The organism is Deinococcus proteolyticus MRP (assembly GCF_000190555.1).
In the GTDB taxonomy this organism is placed as follows: domain Bacteria; phylum Deinococcota; class Deinococci; order Deinococcales; family Deinococcaceae; genus Deinococcus; species Deinococcus proteolyticus.
This window is the reverse complement of sequence record NC_015161.1, coordinates 1,481,838-1,504,499: the sequence shown is the minus strand read 5'-3', so window position 1 is coordinate 1,504,499 and position 22,662 is coordinate 1,481,838. Positions and strand designations below refer to the sequence as shown.

26 protein-coding genes and 1 tRNA gene are annotated in these 22,662 nt (G+C 66.2%); 23 read left to right on the top strand and 4 right to left on the bottom strand.

What is annotated here, in order from left to right:
- Positions 1-47: 47 nt before the first annotated feature.
- From DEIPR_RS07150 to DEIPR_RS07100, 11 genes are all read left to right on the top strand, one after another.
- Entirely contained in the window at positions 48-662 is a 615-nt protein-coding gene (locus tag DEIPR_RS07150) for a hypothetical protein (RefSeq protein WP_013615167.1), read from the top strand.
- 1 nt (position 663) lies between these two features.
- Positions 664-1,407, top strand: a complete 744-nt coding sequence (locus DEIPR_RS07145) for an endonuclease III domain-containing protein (protein WP_245532689.1) — start codon at positions 664-666, stop codon at positions 1,405-1,407.
- Between the two features lie 61 nt (positions 1,408-1,468).
- Complete coding sequence (locus DEIPR_RS07140; protein WP_013615165.1) at positions 1,469-2,692, top strand: acetate and sugar kinases/Hsc70/actin family protein; 1,224 nt, start codon at positions 1,469-1,471, stop codon at positions 2,690-2,692.
- Positions 2,689-3,066 carry a hypothetical protein gene (locus tag DEIPR_RS07135; RefSeq protein WP_013615164.1) on the top strand — a complete coding sequence of 126 codons (378 nt, stop codon included), beginning with the start codon at positions 2,689-2,691 and terminating at the stop codon, positions 3,064-3,066. The genes DEIPR_RS07140 and DEIPR_RS07135 overlap by 4 nt, the downstream gene beginning before the upstream one ends.
- 91 nt (positions 3,067-3,157) lie before the next feature.
- Positions 3,158-3,234 (top strand) — tRNA-Met (locus DEIPR_RS07130).
- A gap of 119 nt (positions 3,235-3,353) precedes the next feature.
- Positions 3,354-3,899: a peptide-methionine (S)-S-oxide reductase MsrA gene (gene msrA / locus DEIPR_RS07125; RefSeq protein WP_013615163.1), complete on the top strand. Its 546-nt coding sequence runs from the start codon at positions 3,354-3,356 to the stop codon at positions 3,897-3,899.
- A 59-nt stretch (positions 3,900-3,958) separates the two neighbouring features.
- Positions 3,959-4,633 (top strand): aspartate/glutamate racemase family protein, encoded by a 675-nt coding sequence (locus DEIPR_RS07120; protein ID WP_013615162.1) that lies wholly within the window; start codon positions 3,959-3,961, stop codon positions 4,631-4,633.
- A gap of 310 nt (positions 4,634-4,943) precedes the next feature.
- Positions 4,944-5,540, top strand: a complete 597-nt coding sequence (gene pyrR, locus DEIPR_RS07115) for a bifunctional pyr operon transcriptional regulator/uracil phosphoribosyltransferase PyrR (protein ID WP_013615161.1) — start codon at positions 4,944-4,946, stop codon at positions 5,538-5,540.
- Positions 5,537-6,478, top strand: coding sequence for an aspartate carbamoyltransferase catalytic subunit (locus tag DEIPR_RS07110; protein ID WP_013615160.1), 942 nt, complete (start codon positions 5,537-5,539; stop codon positions 6,476-6,478). The genes pyrR and DEIPR_RS07110 overlap by 4 nt, the downstream gene beginning before the upstream one ends.
- 34 nt (positions 6,479-6,512) lie before the next feature.
- Positions 6,513-7,304 carry a hypothetical protein gene (locus DEIPR_RS07105; RefSeq protein ID WP_013615159.1) on the top strand — a complete coding sequence of 264 codons (792 nt, stop codon included), beginning with the start codon at positions 6,513-6,515 and terminating at the stop codon, positions 7,302-7,304.
- 31 nt (positions 7,305-7,335) lie between these two features.
- Positions 7,336-8,610, top strand: coding sequence for a dihydroorotase (locus tag DEIPR_RS07100; RefSeq protein WP_013615158.1), 1,275 nt, complete (start codon positions 7,336-7,338; stop codon positions 8,608-8,610).
- Between the two features lie 78 nt (positions 8,611-8,688).
- Here DEIPR_RS07100 and DEIPR_RS07095 read toward each other — a convergent pair whose 3' ends face one another.
- Complete coding sequence (locus DEIPR_RS07095) at positions 8,689-10,083, bottom strand: L-cystine transporter (protein WP_013615157.1); 1,395 nt, start codon at positions 10,081-10,083, stop codon at positions 8,689-8,691.
- 446 nt (positions 10,084-10,529) lie between these two features.
- Here DEIPR_RS07095 and DEIPR_RS07090 point away from each other — a divergent pair, with 446 nt between their 5' ends.
- Positions 10,530-10,829: a hypothetical protein gene (locus tag DEIPR_RS07090; RefSeq protein WP_013615156.1), complete on the top strand. Its 300-nt coding sequence runs from the start codon at positions 10,530-10,532 to the stop codon at positions 10,827-10,829.
- Between the two features lie 216 nt (positions 10,830-11,045).
- On the opposite strand, the gene DEIPR_RS07085 is transcribed toward DEIPR_RS07090, so the two are convergent.
- A protein-coding gene (locus tag DEIPR_RS07085) for an IS1 family transposase (protein WP_148231767.1) occupies positions 11,046-11,746 on the bottom strand; the annotation gives its coding sequence in 2 pieces (ribosomal slippage) (positions 11,046-11,512 and positions 11,512-11,746; 702 coding nt in all).
- A 35-nt stretch (positions 11,747-11,781) separates the two neighbouring features.
- Here DEIPR_RS07085 and DEIPR_RS07080 point away from each other — a divergent pair.
- The 5 genes from DEIPR_RS07080 (at position 11,782) to DEIPR_RS07060 (ending at position 14,224) form a co-directional block, all read left to right on the top strand.
- A complete protein-coding gene (locus DEIPR_RS07080; protein ID WP_041221991.1) occupies positions 11,782-12,219 on the top strand; it encodes a phosphoribosyltransferase family protein in 438 nt (145 codons plus the stop codon).
- A 20-nt stretch (positions 12,220-12,239) separates the two neighbouring features.
- Entirely contained in the window at positions 12,240-12,911 is a 672-nt protein-coding gene (locus DEIPR_RS07075) for a class I SAM-dependent methyltransferase (RefSeq protein ID WP_013615155.1), read from the top strand.
- A 5-nt stretch (positions 12,912-12,916) separates the two neighbouring features.
- The gene (locus DEIPR_RS07070) at positions 12,917-13,201 is read left to right on the top strand and encodes an acylphosphatase (RefSeq protein WP_013615154.1); all 285 of its coding nucleotides are present in this window, start codon (positions 12,917-12,919) and stop codon (positions 13,199-13,201) included.
- A gap of 85 nt (positions 13,202-13,286) precedes the next feature.
- Positions 13,287-13,796: a molybdenum cofactor guanylyltransferase gene (mobA, locus tag DEIPR_RS07065; RefSeq protein ID WP_425358578.1), complete on the top strand. Its 510-nt coding sequence runs from the start codon at positions 13,287-13,289 to the stop codon at positions 13,794-13,796.
- Positions 13,793-14,224 (top strand): c-type cytochrome, encoded by a 432-nt coding sequence (locus DEIPR_RS07060; protein ID WP_013615152.1) that lies wholly within the window; start codon positions 13,793-13,795, stop codon positions 14,222-14,224. The genes mobA and DEIPR_RS07060 overlap by 4 nt, the downstream gene beginning before the upstream one ends.
- Positions 14,225-14,357: 133 nt before the next feature.
- Here DEIPR_RS07060 and pgm read toward each other — a convergent pair whose 3' ends face one another.
- Positions 14,358-15,980: a phosphoglucomutase (alpha-D-glucose-1,6-bisphosphate-dependent) gene (pgm, locus tag DEIPR_RS07055; protein WP_013615151.1), complete on the bottom strand. Its 1,623-nt coding sequence runs from the start codon at positions 15,978-15,980 to the stop codon at positions 14,358-14,360.
- A 265-nt stretch (positions 15,981-16,245) separates the two neighbouring features.
- On the opposite strand from pgm, the gene DEIPR_RS07050 reads away from it, so the two are divergent.
- A complete protein-coding gene (locus DEIPR_RS07050) occupies positions 16,246-17,124 on the top strand; it encodes a phage holin family protein (RefSeq protein WP_013615150.1) in 879 nt (292 codons plus the stop codon).
- A complete protein-coding gene (locus DEIPR_RS07045) occupies positions 17,121-17,906 on the top strand; it encodes a hypothetical protein (protein ID WP_013615149.1) in 786 nt (261 codons plus the stop codon). Before DEIPR_RS07050 ends, DEIPR_RS07045 begins: the two co-directional genes overlap by 4 nt.
- A 100-nt stretch (positions 17,907-18,006) precedes the next feature.
- Here DEIPR_RS07045 and DEIPR_RS07040 read toward each other — a convergent pair whose 3' ends face one another.
- A complete protein-coding gene (locus DEIPR_RS07040; RefSeq protein ID WP_013615148.1) occupies positions 18,007-18,867 on the bottom strand; it encodes an alpha/beta hydrolase in 861 nt (286 codons plus the stop codon).
- 84 nt (positions 18,868-18,951) lie between these two features.
- Between DEIPR_RS07040 and DEIPR_RS07035 the strand changes: the two genes are divergently transcribed.
- The 4 genes from DEIPR_RS07035 (at position 18,952) to DEIPR_RS07020 (ending at position 22,563) form a co-directional block, all read left to right on the top strand.
- A complete protein-coding gene (locus DEIPR_RS07035; RefSeq protein ID WP_013615147.1) occupies positions 18,952-19,785 on the top strand; it encodes an undecaprenyl-diphosphate phosphatase in 834 nt (277 codons plus the stop codon).
- A 138-nt stretch (positions 19,786-19,923) separates the two neighbouring features.
- Positions 19,924-20,319: a hypothetical protein gene (locus DEIPR_RS07030; protein WP_013615146.1), complete on the top strand. Its 396-nt coding sequence runs from the start codon at positions 19,924-19,926 to the stop codon at positions 20,317-20,319.
- A 144-nt stretch (positions 20,320-20,463) separates the two neighbouring features.
- Positions 20,464-21,531, top strand: a complete 1,068-nt coding sequence (gene tsaD, locus DEIPR_RS07025) for a tRNA (adenosine(37)-N6)-threonylcarbamoyltransferase complex transferase subunit TsaD (protein ID WP_049775251.1) — start codon at positions 20,464-20,466, stop codon at positions 21,529-21,531.
- A gap of 9 nt (positions 21,532-21,540) precedes the next feature.
- Complete coding sequence (locus DEIPR_RS07020) at positions 21,541-22,563, top strand: PIN/TRAM domain-containing protein (protein WP_013615144.1); 1,023 nt, start codon at positions 21,541-21,543, stop codon at positions 22,561-22,563.
- Positions 22,564-22,662 lie beyond the last annotated feature (99 nt).

The window sequence follows — 22,662 nt, the reverse complement described above, 5'->3', positions numbered from 1 at the left end:
GTCACTCCGCAGAAGAAGCCTGGAGCGTGCGCGTATACTGGCAGGCAATGAGCGGTTCGCAGCGGCAAAACTCCAGATTTGGCACCCACTTCACACGGGGGGGACTGGGAGCGCTGCTCCTGCTGCCCCTGGGCCTGGGCAGCTGTGCCCGCCAGAATGACACTTTCCAGCCCCGTATCGTGGTCACGTCGCCTGAGGGCGGCGGGGTCGCCAAAGCCGAGAACCTGTATCTCAAGGGATACGTGATGGACGACCGGGGAGCCATTCAGCTTACCATCAACGGGCAGTCCGTGCCGCTGGATTCCGGCAGTCCCAAAATCAAGTACTTCAGCTACCAGCCGCAGGTAAAAGGCAACCAGAACAGCTTTACCTTCAAGGCCCGTGACCGCGCCGGCAACGAAAGCACCCTGACCATGGACCTGGACCTGGACCCGCAGGTGCCCACGGTGAAGATCACTTCCTTCGAGCGCTTCGGCAACACCATCCGGGTGGCCGGGGTGGCGACCGACAACGACCGCGTGGCCGAAGTGCTGGTGGACGGCCGCCGCCTGAACATCGCTGTGGGCCAAAAGGTCACCTTCTATGCCGAGACCCAGGGCATCTACGCCGACATCACCGTGCTCGACCGCGCCGGCAACAAGGCCGAGCGCCGCGTCCAGTAAGTTGGCTGCGCCCCGCGCTCCCCGTCTCACACCTGCTGACCTGCCCGCGCCCGACTGGTGGATGGAGGGGATAGAGGCGCTGCTGGACGCGCATGGATTTGGCCCTGGCGGCGTCTCCCTGACCCCCAATCCCGAGCCGCTGGACGGCCTGATCCGCCTGATTCTGGCCCAGCAGAACACCTGGGCCGTGGCCCAGCGGCAGTGGGAAGCCCTGAAGGCTGCCTATCCACACTGGGAAGCTGCCCTGCTGGCCGAGCCGGAAGAGATAGAAACTGTGCTGCGCGGTGCCGGCGGCGGCCTGGCCTGCTCCAAGTCCAGGGCAGTGTGGGGCATCCTGCGCCGGCTGGAAGAGGAGCGGGGGCGGCCTTCCCTGCGCTTTCTGCACCGCCTACCCCCGGCCGAGGCCCGCACGGTGCTTCAGGCGCTCCCCGGTGTGGGGCAGCGCACCGCCAGCCTTCTGCTGCTGTTTCATCTGGCGCAGCCGGCGGCAGCGGTAGACAGCAACATCGAGCGGCTGCTGCACCGCCTGGAAGTGGTACCGCCCGGCTGGAAGGCCGACCGCCAGGAGCTGTGGCTGGAAGGCGTGCTGCCAGCGGACGCTCCCCTGCGGGCCGCCTTTCACCGTGCCGGAGTGCGCCATGGACGTGAAATCTGCACCCGCCATGCTCCCAGATGCCCCGCGTGTGTGCTGCGGGAGTGGTGCCCCTCGGCACAGTTCTTCGTAACGGAATCGGCGCCGGACTAGACCCGGAATCTGCATATTGCAGCACACAGTGTCCGGGCCGCTTTGCTAAACTGGACTGTTTATGCGCGTGTACGTACTGAGCGTGAGCAGCAGCCGCCTGAAAGTGGCGCTGGCCGAACTCAATCTTCCTGAAACAGAGGCCGCAGCGGAGTCCTCGCTGCCGGCACCGGACAGCCGGCTGGACCTTGCGCTGACCCGCAGCGACTTTCCTGCCGAAGGCGAACTGCTGGACGGCACCGGCCTCAACCTGGACCGCGCTCTGGCCTGCTTGCAGCAGACGGCGGCCGACTGGCCCCGTCCTGACGCTGTGGTTACCCTGGCCCAGTGGGATGACCCGGCCGGGGGGCACTGGGCTGGCCGGCCGCAGGTCATCCGGATTGAGCCTGAGCACCTGGCGCTGGCTGGGCAGGACCTGCCGACCGGCGCCGTGCTGGGCATCCGCGGCCTGCGGCTGGCGATTGCCTGGGCGCAGGCGCTGGCCGTGCCGCTGCTGACAGTGCCGCTGCCGCAGAGCACCGAACTGCCCGCCGAAGCCCGCGAAACCGGGATTCCCGGCCTGAAGCGCGACCCGCGTTTTCATGTGCTCAATTCCGAAATGGCCGCCCGCGAGGCCGCCTTTGACGTGGGAAAGCGCTTTAGCGAGGCGGCGGTGGTAACTGCCCACCTTGGCAGCACCAGCAGTGTGACCGCCTACCGGGGTGGGCGGCCCGTCGGGTCCACCGGGTCGGGCCTGAGCGGTGGGCCGATGGGCCTGCGGCAAGCTGGCCCGGTGCCGCCCGCCACCTTGCAGCAGCTGATACAGGGCGGCGAGCAGGGCTGGCCTCCCCGGCATGCCTGGACCGAGTTCTGGACGGGTGAAGGCGGCCTGCGCGCACTGACCGGCTACAGCACCGTGCATGAGCTGATGGCCGCCGAGGAAACCGACCCCCGCGTGCAGGCGGCCGCCGCCGCATTCGTTCATCAGGTGGCCTGCGCGGTGGGGCAGCAGGCAGGAGCGCTGACCGCCCGCCCCGATGCCATTGTGCTGACCGGCCCGCTGGCCCGCTGGGACAGCGTGATGGGCCGCCTGGAAGCCCGCCTGAGCTGGATGGCGCCGGTGTTCGTGGTGCCGGGCGACCCCGAATTCGAAGCGGTGGCCCACGCTGCCGGCCGCGCCCTGCTGGGCTGGTCTCCGGTCACGGTCTGGCCGCCTGAAGCCGCCGCCGCACCGGGGGTGGCGGCAGGTGCTGCCGGGGCCCACCATACCGGCCACCACAGCGATTCCCACTACACAGGTTCCAGATGAAGCGCCGAGGCCGTCCCCGTGATACCGACCGCCGCCCCATCCGGGCCACGGCGATGTGGCGGGTGGACCAGGTGTTTCTGGCCCGCAAGGGTCAGCGCCTGGAAGTGACCTGTTCGCTGGTCAACGACCAGGGCGACCTGCGGAACCTTTCGGTGGTGGCGCCCACCTCCGACCCGGTGGCGGCAGTGCGGCATGCCGCCGAGTACGTGGCGGCCAAGGGCAACGTTTACTCGGCCAGCGAGGCCCGGCTGCGCTGGACCCACGCCCAGCTGCACACGGAGCAGGACGCCCTGGAGCGCGACCTTGACCTGGAAGACGAGTTTTTCGACGCCTTTGAAGAAGTGCGGCTGGAAGTGCTGGACCGCCTCAGCTGAGGCCCCACTGCCTGCCCACCCCGGCACACCTTGACAAAATCGCCCTCCAGCCTTATTATTTTTGAGCGCTGGAAACAGCCACGCGAAATAACGCAGGGTAGAGCAGTCTGGTAGCTCGTCGGGCTCATAACCCGGAGGTCGCAGGTTCAAATCCTGTCCCTGCAACCAAAATGACCACCACTCCTTAACGGGGTGGTTTTTTTATATTGCCTTGCGGCTGCTTCGCTTCCGGGGCGCTTGGTGAACTGCAGCAGTGTTGCGCTGCTTCCGCAGGAACATCATGGGGCATGACTCAAGCCCATCCGTCCGAACAGGCCATCTTTGCTGGCGGCTGCTTCTGGTGTACCGAAGCAGTCATGCTGCGTGTGCGAGGCGTGCAGCAGGTGGAAAGCGGTTACATCGGTGGCCGGCGGCCCAACCCCAGCTACGAGCAGGTCTGCACCGGCGTCACCGGCCATGCCGAAGCGGTGCGGGTGACCTTCGACCCTGCCGAGGTAAGTTACCGCGACCTGCTGCACATCTTTTTCGGCACGCACGACCCCACCACCCTCAACCGCCAGGGCGCTGACCGGGGCACCCAGTACCGCAGCGCCCTGTTTCCCCTGACGGATGCCCAGCGTGCCGAGGCTCAGGCGGTGATAGAGGAGCTGAACACCAGCACCTTCGGCGGCGCCATCGTGACCAGCATTGAGGAACCCAGCGAGTTCTACGTGGCTGAGGAGTACCACCAGGACTACTACGCCAACAACCCGCAGAATCCCTACTGCAGCGCCGTGGTGGGGCCCAAAGTTGCCAAGCTGCGTCAAAGCTACGCCCGGTTTCTGAACGAATGACGCTGTTTTCTGCCCTCCAGGCTTCCATTGTTCTGGTGGGCACTCTGTTATGTTGAGCCATGCGAACCGTGGCCGTTATCGGGGGAAGCCCGCAGGACACCTGCCTGGGCGCTGAAGTGCTGGCGCGGTTGGCGCCTGAGCTGAACCTGCTGGAGCAGTCCGTCTCCGAGTCGCCCCGCGCACAGACCCTGTTTCAGAACGCTGGGCCGGAGTTCCGCCAGCAGCACATGTGTGAGGTGCTGCGCGGCGTGCAGGCCCAGGGCGCACACGGCGCCTATATCTACTGCAACTCGCTGAGTGGGGCCACCGACCTGTCTGCTCTGGGGACCGAACTGGGCTTGCCGCTGGTTACCCCGCTGCACGCCTACCGCGAGTGGGCGCACGAGTACCGCGCGTTGGGCGTCATGGCTGCCAACGCCAGCGGCCACGCCGGCATCGAGCGCACCCTGCTGCATGCCAACCCGGAGTTGCGGCTCATACAGTTCGCGCAGCTGGACCTGGCCGACGCGGTCGAGCAGGGCCGGTCTCCGCAGGACACCGTGCAGGCGTTCCACCTGGCCGAGTTGACGTCGCTGCTGTCCCGCTTGGGAGCCGAGGCCATCATCCTGGGCTGCACGCATTTCCCAGCGTTCGGGGCCGCGCTGGCCCCCCTCAGCCCGGTGCCGCTGCTCGACCCGGCGGGGGAGATGTGGCAGCAACTGGCAGCGCAGCTGGAGCATTCGGCAAAAAAATGAAGATCTTCCTGACGCCTGAAGCGAGTGCGGAGCAGAGGGAGACTGCCGGTGCTTTCTGAGCAGACACGCAGTTCCGCGAACGGCTGTGGGGAGACGCCCCGCGGCCTGCTCCCAAGCGCCCGGTGTTATGCTGCTAACCAGCCGGTGGAAAGTCCGCTGGCCTGAAGTTGCCCCCACATCCTTTTTTCCAGCAGTCCTGTGAGGCTGCACCCGCCCCGTGAGGCAGGAGAAGGAGACGCCATGAACCAGACCGATACGAGCCGTCAGCCCATGCTGAGCGGTGATTTTTTTTGTGCGCCGGAGGCTGCGTATGCCTGACACTGCACAGCCCAAGGCCGTGATTCTGGACAGCCATGAAGTGCGCCGCGCCATGACCCGCATTGCCCACGAGATTATCGAGCGTAACAAGGGCGCCGAGGGCCTGGCCCTGATCGGCGTGCATACACGCGGCATTCCGCTGGCCGCCCGCCTGGCCGCCAAGCTCAGCGAGCTGGAGGGGGTAGAGGTGCCCACCGGCAGCCTGGACATCACCCTCTACCGCGACGACCTGAGCGAAGTGGCCCGGCAGCCCATCATCCGCGAGACGCAGGTGCCGTTCGACCTGGCGCAGCGCCGGGTGATTCTGGTGGACGACGTGCTGTTTACCGGCCGCACGGTCCGCGCCGCGCTGGACGCTCTGATAGACATCGGGCGGCCCACCGGCATTCAGCTGGCCGTGCTGGTGGACCGGGGGCACCGCGAGCTGCCCATTCGCGCCGACTACGTGGGCAAGAACCTGCCCACCGCACAGGACGAGGTGGTCAAGGTGAAACTGCAGGAGACCGACGGCACCGACAGTGTGGAGCTGTGGGACCGGCCTGAACTGGACCGGGAAGCCGGCCTGGACCGCAGGGGTGAGCACGCATGACCGCCGCAGGAATCAGTGGCCGCCCCCGCAACCTGCTGGACTTCGAGGGTTGGTCCCCCGAGCGCCTGCAAGGCCTGCTCGAAAGCAGCGACACCATGCTGCAAGTGCTCTCGCGCCCGGTCAAAAAAGTGCCTGCCCTGCAAGGCCTCAGCGTCTGCACCGCTTTTTTCGAGAACTCTACCCGCACCAAAATCAGCTTCGAGCTGGCCGCCAAGCGCATGAGCGCCGACGTGGTGAGCTTCGCCGCGAGTTCGTCCAGCCTCAGCAAGGGCGAGAGCCTACGCGACACCATCGAAACGCTCACCTCCTATCAGGTGGACGCTTACGTGGTGCGCCACGCCGCCAGCGGAGCCGCGCATCTGGTGGCCCGCTACAGCGGCAAGCCCGTGATTAACGCGGGCGATGGCCGCCGCGCCCACCCCACTCAGGCGCTGCTGGACGCCTACACCATTCGCCAGGAGTACGGCGACCTGAAGGGCAAAAAAGTCGCCATCATCGGGGATATCCTGCACAGCCGCGTGGCCCGCTCCAACGCCGAGCTGCTGCCCAAGCTGGGCGCGGAAGTTGTGCTGTGCGGCCCCGCCACCCTGCTGCCTCTGGAACTCGGCCAGATGCCTGGCGTGACCGTGACCACCAATCCCCTTGAAGCGGTGCGCGGCGCTCACGCAGTGATGGCGCTACGGCTGCAGCACGAGCGGATGGAAGGCGGCTACCTCGCCAGCTTGCAGGACTACATCGACACCTATCAGGTGAATTCCGCCCTGATGGCCGAGGCCGAGTCGGGCGCGATTGCCCTGCACCCCGGCCCGATTAACCGCGACGTGGAAATCAGCTCTGAGATTGCCGACGGCGAAAGCAGCCGCATCCTCAAGCAGGTCGAAAACGGCCAGGCGGTGCGGATGGCGGTGCTGTATAGCCTGCTGGTCGGGCGGGACTGAAGCTGGGTTTAACCGCCAGCAGGCAACCTGAAGCATGACGACTGACCGACCATCCCTCAAGAACTGGCGCACCCTGCCTATGCTGCTGGCTGTGGTGCTGCCGTCTGCGGGGTTGGCCTGTAGTCCAGCGCTGGCCATGATTCCCTGGGATGCGCCCATGCCCCAGCCGCACCACTGGCAAACGCGCCCCTGTAGCGCAGATTGGCAAGCAAAGGCGGGCGAGTTTGGGCGCGTGTTCTGCTACCGCCTGCCAGCGGGCACTCAAGTCACTCGGGTGGCTCAAGATGCTTGGCATACAGCGCCCGACCAACTGCTCAGCAAGCGGCTCAGCCCGCAGCACCTGCGGCTAACGCATACTTTTGGGTTGGAAGAGATGCTGGATATTCACGACAAGGGCCGCGCTGGAGTGTTCGTCAATTTTTTGCAGCGTGGCTCGCCGCAGGAGCATGTGCAGTGGCAACTGCGGCAAGTGGCGCAGAGGGCGGAAACGTCAAGCGTTCAGGTTACCCCGCGCCACCCCTGGCTGCGCTGGCTACTGGGTGATGAGCGCCCCGATTGCCGCAAGTTTGCACCTCTGGATTCCCGTTTTGTAGCGGACTGCCGCGTGGAGTGGTGGCCGATGCGTTCAGAGGATATGACGGGCGGAGGCAGCGAGAAAAAGACAGCGCCGTTTCTTGTTTTTCGTCTGCGGTCCAATGCAAGCCTGCCCGCCGGATGGAGAACAGACCGGCCTCATGGGGCTTATGCGGGCGGCTGGGCCAGTTGCGGAGAAATCAGGGTTTTGGGACTAAAAACGCAGGATTACGCGGATATCTGGGGACTCTAAGCCCTTACCATCTACTTAAAAGGAGTAAAAGATGAACCTCACCATTACCAACGTCAAACGCCTCGGCTCCAGCGAGCGCGAGAGCGTCACCATCGAAGACGGCAAAATCCTGGGCTGGAACCTGCCCGAAGACCAGCACGGCGAGACGGTAGACGGGCGCGGCGGCACCATTATCCCCGCGCTGACCGAGCCGCACGCGCACCTGCGTGAGCCAGGGCAGACCGAAAAAGAAGACCTGGCGAGCGGCCTGGCGGCGGCGGCGGCGGGCGGCTACGGCAACGTGGTCTGTATGCCCAACACGACCCCCGTGATTGACGACCCCGCCATCATCCGCACCTTGCAGGACAAGGCGGCGGCGCTGGGACTGGCACGGCTGCATGTGTCGGCAGCGCTGACCAAGGGCCAGAAGGGTGAGCAGTTGGCCGAACTGAGCGCCCTCAAGGAAGCGGGGGCCGTGATGTTCACCGACGATGGCCGCACCAACGAAAATGCCCGTGTGCTGCGCCTGGGCCTGGAATACGCCGGAAGCCTCGGCATGGTAGTCAGCGTTCATGCCGAAGACGCTACCCTGCGGGCTGACGGGGTGATGAACGAGGGCGAAGTGTCGCAGGCGCTGGGCGTGCCAGGCAACCCCACTGCCGCTGAAGCCGCCCGCATCGCCCGCGACGTGGAAATTGTGGCGTGGCTGCACGAGCGCGGCAACAGCCCCCGCCTGCACGTGCAGCACCTCAGCAGCGCGGCGGGGCTGGAGCGGGTGCGCGAGGCCAAACGGCGCGGCCTGCCCGTGACCTGCGAGGTCAGCCCACACCACCTCACCCTGACCGATGAGAAACTGCGTTCCTTTGACGCGGTGTACAAGGTGGCTCCGCCCCTGCGTACTCAAGCTGACGCCGATGCGCTGTTCGAGGGCCTGCTGGACGGCACGGTGGACTGCATCGGCACCGACCATGCCCCGCACACCCGCGCCGAAAAGGAGCGCGACCTGCTCGAAGCGCCCTTCGGCATCCCTTACATCGAGGTGGCCTGGCCCGTGATGTACACCCGCTTTGCCGAGAAGCTGGGCCTGGAAAAACTGGTGGACCTGATGACCGCTGGCCCCGCTCGCGTCCTGGGCTGGCCCGAGCCGAGCCTGGAAGCAGGCGCTCCCGCCGACCTGCTGGTGTTTGACCCCGACACCGAGCGCAAGGTCAACCCCGCCACTTTCCAGAGCAAGGCCAAGTTCTGCCCCTACGCGGGCGAGACGCTGAAGGGCTGGCCCGTGCTGACGGTAGTGGGCGGCGTGGTGGCCTACAGCAGCGAGGGCTGAAGCAAATATGGAGAAAGGCGGCGAGCATCTGAGCGCTCGCCGCCTTTTGCTGTCTTATCGGTTGCTGGTGGTCAACTCTCAGTCCCCCGCCACCACCATTCCGCCGCTGCTCTCGCCGTCAAAGTGGCCCTTGTCCAGCGTGCCTTCGCTGCGGCTGGTGAGTGTGCCCGCCACCATGCTGCCGCTCACGTTCAGGGCGGTGCGGCCCATGTCAATCAGGGGTTCTACCGAAATCAGGATGCCTGCCAGTGCTACGGGCAAGTTCATGGCCGACAGCACCAAGATGGCGGCAAATGTCGCGCCGCCGCCCACGCCCGCCACGCCGAAGGAGCTGAGGGCCACCACGCCCGTCAGGGTGGCGATAAAGGCGGGGTCTAGGGGATTGATGCCCACCGCAGGCGCAATCATGAAGGCGAGCATGGCGGGGTACACGCCCGCGCAGCCGTTTTGCCCAATCGAAATACCCAGCGAGCCAGCCAGGTTGGCGGTGCCTTCTTCTACGCCGAGCTGCTCACGCTGCGCCTGCACGTTCATGGGCAGCGTGCCTGCGCTGGAACGGGAGCTGAAGGCAAACAGCAGCACGGGCGCGGCTTTCTTCAGGTAGGTGACAGGGTTCAGGCCGCGCAGGGCCAGCGCCGCGAGATGCACCAGCAGCATCACGCCCAGCGCCACGTAGCTGGCAATCACGAATTTGCCCAGGTCCAACACCGCGCCGTAGTTGGTGCCCGCGATGGTCGAGGCCAGAATTGCCAGCACACCGTAGGGGGTCAGCCGCAAGATGAGCTGCACCAGCCGCATAATCACGGCATGAATGGCGTCCACGCCCGCACGGAAGGTAGCAGCTTCGGCGGGTTTCTTCTGGGCCACGCCCAGGTAGGCTACGCCCAGCAGCGCCGCAAAGATGACGGTGGCGATGGTAGAGGTGGGCCGCGCTCCGGTCAGGTCTAAGAAGGGATTGGTGGGCAGCAGCTCCAGCAGGCGCTGAGGCACGCTTTGCTCGCCTACCGTGGCGGCTTTTTCCACGATGCTGGCTCCACGTTCCAGCTCGGCCTGGCCCTGCATAATCTGCGAGGCGTCCAGCCCGAACAGCGCCGCCGTACCCATGCCCACCAGCGCGGCAATGGCGGTCAGGCCCACCAGCCAGCCGATGATGCGCCCCGCCGTACCTGCCAGGTTGCGCCCCGGCTCCATGCGGGTCAGCGCCGCAAGGATAGAGATAAAGACCAGCGGCATGGCAATCATTTGCAGCAGCCTCACGTAGCCGCTGCCTGCCAGCGAGTACCAGTCGCGGATGCCCGCGAGCAGCTCGGGGTTGGGGCCAGCCAGTACGCCGAGCGCTCCGCCCAGCAGCAGCCCCAGCCCCAGCGCCGTAAAGACGCGGTTGGAGAACGAATAGTGGCGCAGGTCCATCCAGCGCAGCAGCGCGAACAGGCCGAGCAGCACGGCAACGGCGAGGAGAATACCTAGGGTCATGCGAATCAACACTCCTTAAGGGGCGCGCGGGCAGCGCAGCAGTGGAAAGGTGACAAAACGGCAACGGACAAGGTCGCAGCAGATTTCCGGGCGAGAGCGCAGAGAAACCGGGTGGGCCTTGTCCTGGCAGGGTCTGAGGCAGCAGTTGGGAAACAGAGCAGCCGGGGGGGGGAGAGGTCAGGAGCGGCGCTGGCCCACCCAGCCACCTGCCGGACCCGCATAGGCGGGACAGCAACAGCTGTCATGGGACGCACTGCACGACTTCACTCCCCGACTGTAAATCTGGTGCCGAGCAGATGTCAAGATATTCAATATCTATTTTCCAAATTCCCGATATCAACCGCGTCATATTGAGATCGGGGGATTTGGGCGGAAGCACTGCAGCATGTTGGGCTTTCATTGAAGCAAGCCTGTGACCCGGCGGTCAGCGGGGTATCTTCACAGCTATGACCAACCCAGACGACATGAACATCAACATCGGTGAGGACGTTCAGGTGGACGACACCAAGCCCGAAATCACGGATGAGAAGCTGGAAAATGAGGACCTGCTGCGTGATGGTGCTGCCGAGGACATGGGCAACCCCAACGACGAGCCGGGCTTCGCCGACGGCCGTAGCGGTGGCTGGGACGGCGAGGACCGCCAGGGCGACCCCAACTCCCTGACGGGCAGCGACCTGGAAGGCGAAGTGAAGGGTGGCGCCGGGGCCAGTACGGGCGGCGGTATTGACGGCGGTCCCCAGGGCTGAAATTCACCCGCCTGCCCCAGGCTCCTTCTGCATGAGGGAGCCGTTTTTATGGCGGGGGCGGGCTGCGTCCAGCGCTACACTGCCTGTTATGACTGATTCAGCCCCCCTCCGCACCCACCGCGTTCAGATTGGGTCACTCACCCGTGACCTGCCCGTGGTGCCCGTTTCCGACACCGTGAATGTGGCGCTGTTCAATATGCTCGGGTAGTGGCTGCATCAACGTGACAAGTTGTATCGGTGGAAGGCCAGAGTCAGGCTGGCTTCGAGCATTTCGTCCGTCTTCGAGAAAGACAACGACTTACGAACAAGCCGACCCAGCCGCTGTCTCAGCGTGCAGTTCAATCGTTCGACATGATTCGTTTCTCCCTTCCGGGTTAGCCGCTTTACCCCCAAGAGCGGTTCATCGTAGGCTCGCCACAGATCGGTGCAAAACGTCCCTTTCAGTCGCTGCTCAAGGGACAATGGTAAGCGTTCCCAGAGCTTGAACGCTGTTTGCTCACTGCGGTCACCCAATACCCAGGCCAGCACCCTGCGGGTGCTGCGCTCCAGGGCAATCCAGATCCACCTCGTCTGTTTTTTCTTGGCAACGAAGGTCCACATTTCATCCAGCTCAATGACCACTTCTTCTGGAGGTGTCATGCAGACTGTACCAGTCTGCATCACTTCACGGGCCCCTTTTTTATCCACCGGATCACGGTGTTGCGGTGAACACCAAAGACGCGCTGTACTCCTCTCAGACTCATCCGCTCGTGGACAGCATCAAGAATTTGTTGCCGGGTCGCTTCACTGTGCGCTATAGGGCGGGCCTCCGGGTGGAAACGACGGCCACAACCCTTACATAAGTAGGTCTGGGTGCCATTTTTGGCCTTCCCATTTTTGACAGTGTGTGTGCTTTGACAGGCTGGGCACTCCGGCATCCTGTCAGTAGATCACGTTGGTACAGCCACTACCTATGCTCGGTGACACCGCCATCACCGAAGAAGCGGGCAAGGAACTGGCGAAACTCATCCCCGAGGACATCAAAATCCTGATTACCCCCGAGGTCAAGGCGCTGTCGCTGGCGCACGTCATCAGCCGCGAGTCGGGCCTGCCTTACATCGTGGTTCGCAAGACCCAGAAGCCCTACATGGTGAACCCCGTGGTGCGTGAGGTGGTCAGTATCACGACCGGCAAGCCGCAAACCCTGGTGATGGACGGCCTGGATGTGGAAAAGGTACGCGGCCAGCGGGTCGCCATCGTGGACGATGTGGTGTCCAGCGGCGGCACGCTGCATTCTTTGCAGGAAATCATCACGGCGGTGGGCGGCGACCTCGGCGCGGTGCTGGCGGTCTTTACCGAAGGCGACGAGCGCCCCGAAGTGACGGCTCTGGGCCATCTGCCGCTGTTCTGAGGCGTGGCGGCTCACGGACCATGACCCACCGGCTGACCCTGGCGCAGCGCAGCAACTTTGTCCCGCCGGTGGCCCTGGGCTACTCGCTCTGGCGGGCGCAGTCGCTCACGCTGCTCAGCGGTCAGCCGTTTGCACTGCGGCGTGAGGAGGCGTTGTTTCTGCAGCAGGCCCGCCCGCAAGTGGGGCAGCGCTGGCTGGATATCGGCACCAGCGCGGGGTTTTATGCGGCGCTGCTGGCACAAGCAGGCGCAGAAGTGGTGGCCGCCGACCTCAGCCCTGCCATGCTGCGTGAAGCGGCGCGGCGCACGGCGGGGCTGGGGATCAGCTTCGTGAAGGCCAATGCCGAAGCCTTGCCGCTGCCGTGGGCGGCGCAGTTTGACGGCGTAACGATTGGAGCCACCCTCAACGAAACCCATTCACCCGCCCGCCTGCTGAGCGAAGCGGCGCGGGTGCTGCGACCTGGCGGCGGCCTCTGGCTGATGTACCTGCTGGACACCGCTGGCCCGCTTCAGCGCCTGCTCTCGCAGCCTGCGTTTGGCGGGCTGACTTTTCCATCTCCCGCCTGGGTGGGCGCCCAGCTGCCTGGCTGCCCGCTGGTGATGGGGGTGGAGTACGGGGCCGTGCGCTTCGAGTGGCGGGTGCGGGAAGAGGGACGGGTGCACCCTGAGCCGCAGGCAAATCCTCTAGGCTGAGCCCCATGACCGACAGCGACAAGAAGCAGCGCCTGACCGCTTTGGTGTCCGGGCAGGTGCAGGGGGTGGGGTACCGCTACTTCGCGCAGCGCCGTGCCCGGGATATAGACCTCAGCGGCTACGCCGAGAACCTCACAGATGGCCGGGTGGAAGTGGTGGCCGAGGGCTGGCCCGATGACCTGGAGCGGCTGGTGCACTGGCTGAAGCAGGGGCCGCCCCATGCCCGCGTAGACGGCATCGAAACGCAGCTGAGCGAGGCGACCGGCCTGCGGGGCTTTCATATCTATTGACCCTGGCCCCCCAGCCAGCCTGACAGGCGTCATCCTGGCCGGGGGGCAGTCGCGCCGCTTCGGCTCCGACAAGGCGCTGGCCCGGTTGGGGGGCCACACCTTGCTGGAACGGGTGGCCGCCAGCCTGGACAGCTGCCCGCAGCGGCTGCTGCTGGCCCCGCCTGGGCGCTACGCCCTGCCTGGGTGGACGGTGCAGGCCGAAGCGCGAGCAGGCGAAGGTCCGCTGGCCGCCCTGGAAACGGCCCTGGCCTGGGCTGCGGCGCAGGCAGGGCCGGGCTGGGTGGCCCTGAGCGGCGTGGACTACCCGCTGCTGACCCCGGCGGTGTGGCAGGTGCTGGCGGCTGCGGCGGGGCCGGGGCACCTGGCTGCCGGCTTTTTGGGCGGCGGCACCGACCCCGAACCGCTGCCCGCGCTGTACCACACGGCGCTGCTGCCCAGGGTCACTGCTGCGCTGGACGCCGGTGAGCGGCGGCTGCGTCAGCCCTGGCTGGAGGAGGTAGGCGTCTGGCTGGACCCGCTGGCTGCCGGCCTCCCGCCTGGCACTCTGGCCGACGCCGACACCCCGGCCGACCTCGCGGCGTTGGAGCGGGGATGAGGCGGGGGCTGCCTGTGCTCCTGGCCGGGGCCGCGCTGCTGGCTGCGTGTGGCCGCCCTGCAGAGCAGCAGGATGCGGCGCCGGGGGCTTCGGCGCTCAGCGCTCCAGACGAGACGCCTGCTGCGCCTCTCTCGCCGGCTTCTGCGGCGCCGGTCCGGCCCGCTCTCCTCGCCGCTGGGCAAAAGAGCTACGCGGTCCACTGCGCCGGTTGCCACGGAGAGGTGGCGGAAGGCGACTTTGGTCCACCCTTGGCCGGCGCTGCCGCCGGAGACCTGACTGACTTTGACCTGGCTGACTTTAGCCGGGCCATCCGTGAAGGCTGGACCGCTAGGGGAGAACTGCTGTCCAGCATGCCCCGCCTTACCTCCTCCCTGCTGCCCGACACCGCGCTGGAGGGAATACACACCTATCTGCGTTCGCTGGAGTGATACGGGTCGCCGCCTGAATCGCCAGAAATTGGCGGGTGGCCCCTGTGTAGTGTGTCTGAGACACCCACAGCCAGCAAGGCCGCCGCGTCACGGGGAGGCGGCGGACAGGAAGGGTGGGTGGGGGCAGGCCGAATTACGGCATTACACTCGCGACCACCTGCTGTGCCTCTTCCAGCACCTGCTGCAAGTGCGTTGCGCCCCGGAAGCTCTCGGCGTAAATCTTGTAGATGTCCTCGGTGCCGCTGGGGCGCGCCGCAAACCAGGCGTGCTCGGTGGTCACCTTCAGCCCGCCGATGGCCTGGTCATTGCCGGGAGCGCGGGTAAAGCGGCCCGTAATCGGGTCACCCGCCAGCGTCTGGGCCTGCACCGCTTCGGGGCTGAGGGCGGCCAGCACTTTTTTCTGCGCATCGCTGGCCGGGGCGTCTTTGCGGGCGTAGGCGGTTTCACCGTAGCGCCCCGTCAGTTCGGCAAAATACTGCGCCGGGTTCTTGCCGCTGCGGGCGGTGATTTCCGCCGCCAGCAGCCCTGCGATGATGCCGTCCTTGTCGGTGCTCCAGGGGCGGCCGTCCATCCGCAGGAAGCTGGCCCCCGCCGACTCCTCGCCGCCGAAGCCGAAAGAACCGTCCAGCAGCCCTTCCACGAAATACTTGAAGCCCACCGGCACTTCCACCACGCGGCGGCCCAGCCCCGCGCCCACGCGGTCAATCAGCGCCGAGCTGACCAGCGTCTTGCCGATGGCGGCATCTGGGCGCCAGCCGGGGCGGTTCTGGAACAGGTAGTCAATCGTCACCGCGAGGTAGTGGTTGGGATTCATCAGCCCCTGCGGGGTCACGATACCGTGGCGGTCCGCGTCGGGGTCATTGCCAATCGCCACGTCAAACTGACTGCGGTAGTCCAGCAGGCCCGCCATCGCGTGGGGGCTGGAGCAGTCCATGCGGATTTTGCCGTCCTTGTCGAGGGTCATAAAGGCGAAGCGCGGGTCAATCTCGCGGTTCACGATGTGCAGCCCCAGCTGCCAGCGCTGTTCGATAGCTTCCCACACCGGCAGGCTGCTGCCGCCGAGCGGGTCCACCCCAATCTTGATGCCCGCCGCACGAATGGCGTCCAGGTCAATCACTTCCGGCAGGGTGTCCACATACGGCGTGATGAAGTCGAACGGCTCCACCGCCGTGAGGGCTTCGTCCAGCGGAACCGTGTTCACGTCCTGCAGGCCACCTTCCAGCAGCTCGTTGGCGCGGGCCTGAATCTGCCCGGTGACATCGGTGTCGGCGGGGCCGCCGCTGGGCGGGTTGTACTTGAAGCCGCCGTCCTGTGGGGGGTTGTGGCTGGGCGTAATCACGATGCCGTCGGCGGTGTCTGCCCCCGCCGCGTTGTGGGTGAGGATGGCGTGGCTCACCAGCGGCGTGGGGGTGAACTGCCCCGGCGTGGCACGCACCCTGACTCCACCCGCCACCAGCACCCGCAGGGCCGTCAGAAAGGCCGGCTCGCTCAGCGCGTGGGTGTCGGCTCCCAGGTACAGCGGCCCCGTAATGCCTGCTGCAGTGCGGTACTCGGCGGTGGCCTGGGCAACCGCCAGGATGTGTTGCTCATTGAAGGAGCTGTCGAGCGAGGTTCCCCGGTGTCCGCTGGTGCCGAAACTGACCCGCTGCCCGGCCTGCGCCGGGTCTGGGCGGCGCTCGTAGTAGGCGGCCACCAGATGCGGAATGTGGCTCAACTGGTCCAGAGGGGCACGTTTTCCAGCGCATGGATGGGTCATGGCCGGAGTCTAGGTCAGATTCCGCTGCCGCTGCTCCATCCTTAAGGAAGCGTCTTTGCGGCGGCCGGGCATGCTCGGGGACGCCCAACCGAGGCGGGGCCATACGGCGCACAATGGTACAGTGGAGGGCAGAAATGCAGACATGAGGCGGCCAAATTCGGTTGAGAAATTCTTTGGTTCCAGCCGGACGCCGCCTCCTAGCGTTTATGCTGCTAGGCATATCGTGTGTCCAGTTCCAAAATGGGCGCGTCTTTCGGAGGACGGAATGCAAGAAGAACGGAAAACATCCATGGGCAGTGCCATCGTCGATGTCTTTGACGCTGGAGTCGCGCTGGTCAAAGCCGAAATCAACTCTCTGGCCCACAAGGTCGGCGAGCTCGCCAAGTCGAAGGGCATCGGCGTCATCCTGCTGCTGGCAGCGCTGGTGCCGCTGGCCCTGGCTGCCATTTTCCTCATTCTGGCCATTTACTTTGGCCTGGTCGCCCTGGGCCTGCCCTGGTGGGCCGCGGCCCTGATCATGTTCCTGGGCAGCCTGGTGCTGGCCGGCGTGATGGTGGCGCTGGGTCTCAACAAGCTCAGCGAAGGCATCGGCCAGGAGCACCGCGCCCTGACCGAGGACGAGCGCTTGGAGGCCGAGTACCTCGCCGAGCAGCGCCGTCAGCGCAATGAAGGTGGCGCACCCATCAGCGGCGCCGTAGTGGCGACCGGTGTGCCTGTGTCGGTGGGAAGTGGCCAGCGGGCCACCGCTCACTACGACCGCAGCAACCAGCATGACCACGGCGCGCAGTACGGTCAGACCCACACCACCGTGGTCAGCAGCGCCCCCCGCGTCCAGCACGTCGCGGCGACCGGTGCGGCCTCTCAGGTCGGTGCGGCCAGCGGCATGGTGCAGCCCAGCGTGCAGGACGCCCACGCCATCCCCGTGTACGAGGCGAATGCCGACGGCGGCGCCCAGTACTACGGCCAGGGCCTCAATGAGAAGCTTGACCCCCAGCACGCCGGCCACCACGGCGACCACGGCCATGACCACGACCCCAACGTGGTTCATCCTGAAGTGCTTGAAGGTGCGCCCGAAGTGCGCGTGAGCACCCAGCCCACCTACGCCGACGACATGAACCGCGCCGAAGGAGGCGACCGCAAATGAGCGACAACAACCGCCCCAAAGCTGAGCCGGTGGTGCTGCAAGCTCCCTCTGACACCGGTACCCGTTACGAAGAAGTGCGCCTGCCCCTGACCGAAAAGGAACTGGCCCGCGAACGTCTGCGTGCCAAGGTGGACGTGCTGACCGAGACGGCCAGCCTCAAAGGTCAGATGCAGATGGAGCCCCTCAAGATGCTGGGCGGCGCATCGGCCGTAGGTGCGGTGCTTGGCCTGGCACTGGGCAGCCGCATGAAGCGCACCAAGAAGATTTACGTGGATGCCAACTCGCCCGTGAAGTACCAAAAGGGTCTGATGAAGGCCCAGCAAAAGGAAAAGGGTGGTGACCTGGGCGGCGCTCTGGTGGCTACGCTGGTCACCGTAGGTGCCCGCGCCCTGAGCAACAAGTTGGTGCGTGACCGCCTGCAGACCCTCGCCGAGGACCTGCTGGCCAAGGCTGGACAGGAGCCCCAGGGCCGCAGCACTCAGCCGTCTGCAGCTCCCCGTATGGCGGTCAAGTCGCCTGCAGCGGCTCAGGGCGGTGACAGTAACCCGGCCGTCAGCCGCTTCCTGAAGCAGGACAGCCAGCAGAGCACCGGCCAGCAGACCCTGACCCCGCAGGGCCTGGGCGCAGCGAATGTGGTGGTGCAGCAGGCCGGCGCTGAAGCAGCCAGCTCCGAAGCGACTGGCCCTGTCCGCCACGCCGAGGTCCCTGGCAGCACGGTAGAAGCCCTGGCGGACGGCGCGCCCATTGAGCGCGGCGAGCTGAAGAACCCCAACGCGGGCTGAGCTTTTCCTGCACGCTTAAGCCCCCTGGCTTCCGCGCCGGGGGGCTTTCCTTGTGGCTTTCAGGTGGGTGAGGGCGGCTGTCTTTCCAGGCCGGGTGGCTTCAGGAACCGCCCAACTGCTGCGGGGCACGTTCATCCAGCCAGTCCAGAATCACCCGGACAGTTTCTGCCCCAGCCGTGTCGTTCAGCAGCTCGTGGTAGCCGCCCTCTACGGTATGCAGGGTCTTGTCGGTGCTGGCGATGGTTTCCAGGAAGCGCTGGCTGCCAGCCGGGGCAGTAATCTGGTCCTCGCTGCCGTGCACCACCAGGGTGGGCAGCTTCAGGTCTGGGTAGACTTTCCAGCCCTGCCGACTGGCCTGAAGCATGCTGGCTGCCGTGAGCGCCGGCACTTTGCCCTGGTACACCTGTGGGTCGCTCTGATAGGCGCTGATGGCGTCGGGCAGCTGGCTGAGGCCTGCGGTGTCCAGCGCCGTGACCGGCAGCGAGGGAGCCAAGCGGGCCAGCAGCGGCGCAGCGTGGCGCTTCAGGGCAGATTCACCCTCACCGACCAGCAGGGCAGGACTGCTGAGCACCAGGCCGCTCAGGCCACGCGGGTCACGCGCCGCGCTCAGGGCCGTGACCAGGCCGCCCAGCGAGTGCCCTAGCACATACACCGGCAGCGGTTGGCGGCGCAGTTGCTCCCGGGCCATCAGGTGGTCGCGCACCAGTGTTTCCACGTTCACCACGGCGCGGCGGCCCAGCGACTGCCCGTGTCCGCGCTGGTCGTAGCCGTAAACATCGAAGCCCAGATTGACCAGCGCCGGAATCAGGCCCTGATAGTGGGACACGTAGCGGCCGAGATGCTCCCCGAATCCGTGGGTCAGCAGTACGGCGGCGCGTGGATTGGCGGCCTTCCAGGTGCGGCCCTCGACTGGGGCACCGGTGGCCCAGACATGGGCAGACACATTCACGTGCTTCAGCATAGCAGCGTAGTTCTCAGCACCCTTCGCTGGCGCCATCCTGAAGGTGGAAGCGCCACCGCTATACGGTCTGATAGGGTTGGGCGCATGGACTGGCTGTATGCACTCGTTTACGGAGTGGTGGAGGGAATCACCGAATTTCTGCCCATCAGTTCGACCGGACACCTGATCGTAACCGGTCACCTGATGGGTGTGCCCTGGAGCAAAGAGGTCAAGGACACCTTTGAAGTGGTGATTCAGGGCGGGGCCATCCTGGCCGTGCTGGTGTACTACTGGAAGGATTTTGTGGCGCAGGCACGGGCATTGGGCCAGGGCGGCGCAGCGGCACAGGGCACCAAGACCCTGTGGCTGGGCGTGCTGGTGGCCTGCTTGCCGGCGGCCATCCTGGGCCTGGCCTTCAGCGATATCATCAAGCAGTACCTGTTCCGCCCCAGCGTGGTGGCCTGGGCCCTGATTGTGGGCGGCGCGATTATCTGGTGGCTGGAAGACCGCCGTACCCAGCCCACCGTACATGCCATCGAGAACATCGGGGTGAAGCGCTCGCTGCTGATTGGGGCAGTGCAGTGCCTGGCGATGCTCTGGCCCGGCTTTTCCCGCTCGGCCAGCTCGATTCTGGGCGGCATGCTGACCGGCCTGGACCGGCCCACCGCCACCAAGTTCAGCTTTTATCTGGGCATTCCGACCCTGGGCGGCGCGGCCCTGATTGACCTGGTCCGCAGCCTGGACCAGCTGGCCGAAATCGGACTGGGCACCGTGGCGCTGGGAGCGGTAACCTCGTTCGCCGTGGCCTATCTGGCGACGGGCTGGCTGCTGCGGTTCGTGGCGACCAACGACTTCAAGCCGTTCGCGGTTTACCGCATCGTCGTGGGTGCGCTGATTCTGGCGCTGGTCTACAGCGGCAACCTGACCAACGCGGTCTGACAGCTTCCGGGGGCAGTGCCGGGCGGCGGTGGGCGGGAGACCAGAGGCCCCGGAAGCGCCCGGCCTGCCCGGCTTGATAAAGAAAAGGTGCGCGGTCAGCCTGCCGGAAGCGGCATTGCTCTGCACTAGCATGGACGGGTGCTTGACGTTTTCTCCCAGCCGGCCAGCGGTATTCAGGACGCCCCACACGACCCCCGGCTGAGCGCCGCCGGACACCAGGTAGGGCTGCGGGCGGTCCGGCTGAACTGCGCTGGCGACCGCCACACGCTGTCGCAGGAGCTGATGCTGGGACTGTCGATTTCCCTGGAAGCGGTGCAGAGCTGGGACTCCCTGTTTGAGGCCCTGACCGCCCCGGGCCAGCCGGAGCGCTTCGGCATTCTGCTGCTGGGCTACCGTGATTTCCGTTTCCAGCACCCGCAGCTCAGCGACGAACTGGACCGTACCTTGGTGGCGGCGCAGCAGGCCCTAGCGGCGCAGGGCAAGGCGCTCTACCTGCTGGCCGCCTACCCGGAAACCGACCCCACGCACTTCTGACCGCCCACCATTTCCGGCGGTGCGCGTTGTTGCCTGCTGCGGGGCCTGGGCTATGCTGCTGGGGTGAGTGCTCCCCTGTCCGCCGACCCCACTCAGCCTGCCATGCCGGCCGACCAGCCCGCCTCCAGCCCCTCCACCTCTGATATGCCCAGCTGCAATCCGTCCGGCTCTGGCCGGCCGACCTTCATCCTGGGTATCGATACCTCCTGCGACGATACCGGCCTGGGCGTGGTGGAGCTGACGCCGGTGAGGCCGCAGGTGCGCTCCAACGTGGTCTGGTCGCAGACGGTCCATGCCGAGTACGGCGGCGTGATGCCCGAACTGGCCAGCCGCGAGCATGTGGAGCGGATAGATACGCTGCTGCCGCGTGCCCTGGCGGACGCCGGGATTGCCCTGCATGACCTGGACGTGGTGGCGGCCACCTCCGGACCGGGGCTGATGGGTGCCCTGCTGGTGGGCCTGATGTACGGCAAGGGGCTGAGCCAGGCGCTGAACGTCCCCTTTTACGCGGCGCACCACCTCGAAGGCCACATCTACGCGGCCGCCAGCGAGGAGGGACTGACCCCGCCCTACCTGGCGCTGGTGGTCTCGGGCGGGCATACCCACCTGTTCGACGTCACGGCTCCCGGCGAATACCGCCTGGTGGGCGCTACCCGCGACGACGCGGCGGGCGAGGCCTTCGACAAGGTGGCGCGGCTGGCGGGCCTGGGCTACCCCGGCGGCCCGGCCATCAGCGCGGCGGCCGAGCGGGGCGACCCCCTTGCCGTGCCGTTCAAGCCTCCGCTGCAGGGCCAAGAAGGCTTCGAGTTCAGCTTTAGTGGCCTGAAAACAGCGGCGCTGCTGGCCTTTCAACGTGGTGCCCGCCCCGAAGACCTGGCGGCCAGCTTCCAGCGGGCTGCCGTGCGGTCCCTGGTGGACACCACCGTGCGGGCGGCGCACGCCCTGGGCCGGGAGACAGTGGTGGTGTCGGGCGGGGTGGCGGCCAACCGGGCGCTGCGGGATGCATTTGGGCAGACCGGCCTGCGGGCCGCCTTTCCGGCAGGGGGCCTGAACACCGACAACGGTGCCATGATTGCGCTGGCCGGCGCGGCGGCGCTGCAGGCCGGACAGGCTCCCAGTCCGCTGGACGGGGGCGCCGCCGCCTATGTCCCGCTGGCTCCGCTGCCGGCAAACCCGCAGTTCGACACCTCCGCCCGCCGCAAGGCAAGGTAAAGTAAAACGGTGCTGGTGTTCAGGCTGCTGATGATTCTGGTGGGGTTGGTGGCGGGCTACGCGGCCGGCCGCGCCCTGTCGCTGACCCAGAACGGCGGCGAGATGGTCCTGGTCAATACGGTCAGCCTGATGCTGGCCGGGGCGCTGATTGCCTTTCTGGTCAGCCCACGGCTGGAGCCCCTGCTGGGCCGCATGTTCGGGCGGCTGAACGGCTGGTACCGTTCGCTGGCTCCTCAGACGGTCGCGGCCGCCACCTTCGGCCTGATTGTGGCGCTGCTGCTGAGTGTGCTGGTCTCCAACTTGCTGGCGGGCCTTCCGATTTATTCCTGGCCCATCAGCGTGTTGGTCACGGCTGCACTCGGCTGGTTCTTCGTGAATTACACCGTGCAGCACGCCGACGCGTTCGGCCTGCTCGCCAGCCAGCAGGTGCGCCGCAGCCGGGGCAGCAAGATTCTGGACACCAACGTGATTATCGACGGCCGCATCGTGGAGCTGGTGCGGGCCGGCTTTCTGGAAGGCGACCTGCTGGTGCCGGGTTTCGTGCTGCGTGAGCTGCAGCTGCTGGCCGACCATTCCGACGCCCAGCGCCGCACCCGTGGCAAGCGTGGGCTGGCGGTGCTGGAGGAGCTGCAGGAACTGCGCCCACTGCGCGTGGACGACTGGGACGACCCGGCGCTGGACAAGGTGGACGACAAGCTGATTCGCTTCGCCCGTGAAACCGGCGGCAAGCTGGTCAGCAACGACAATGCCCTCAGCCGCATCGCCAAGCTGCAAGACGTGCAGGTGCTGAGCATCCATGAGGCGGCGGTGGCCCTCAAGCCGCAGGTGCAGGCAGGCGATTACCTCACCATCACCGTCAGCAAGGGGGGGCAGCAGCAGGGGCAGGGCGTGGGCTACCTGGAAGACGGCACCATGGTGGTGGTGGAAGGTGGCCTGAAGTTCAAGGGCAAGCCGCTGCGGGTGCTGGTGGTGAACAACGTGCAGACCAACGTGGGCCGCATGATTTTCGCCAAACCGGACGAAGCGGCCTGAATCTCTGCTGGGAGCGGAAAATTTGGGGCGTTCTCTAAAGGTTTCTGCAGATGCAGGTGCCTGGCGAACGGCCCTGTACGGGCTAGGCTAGGGAATCAA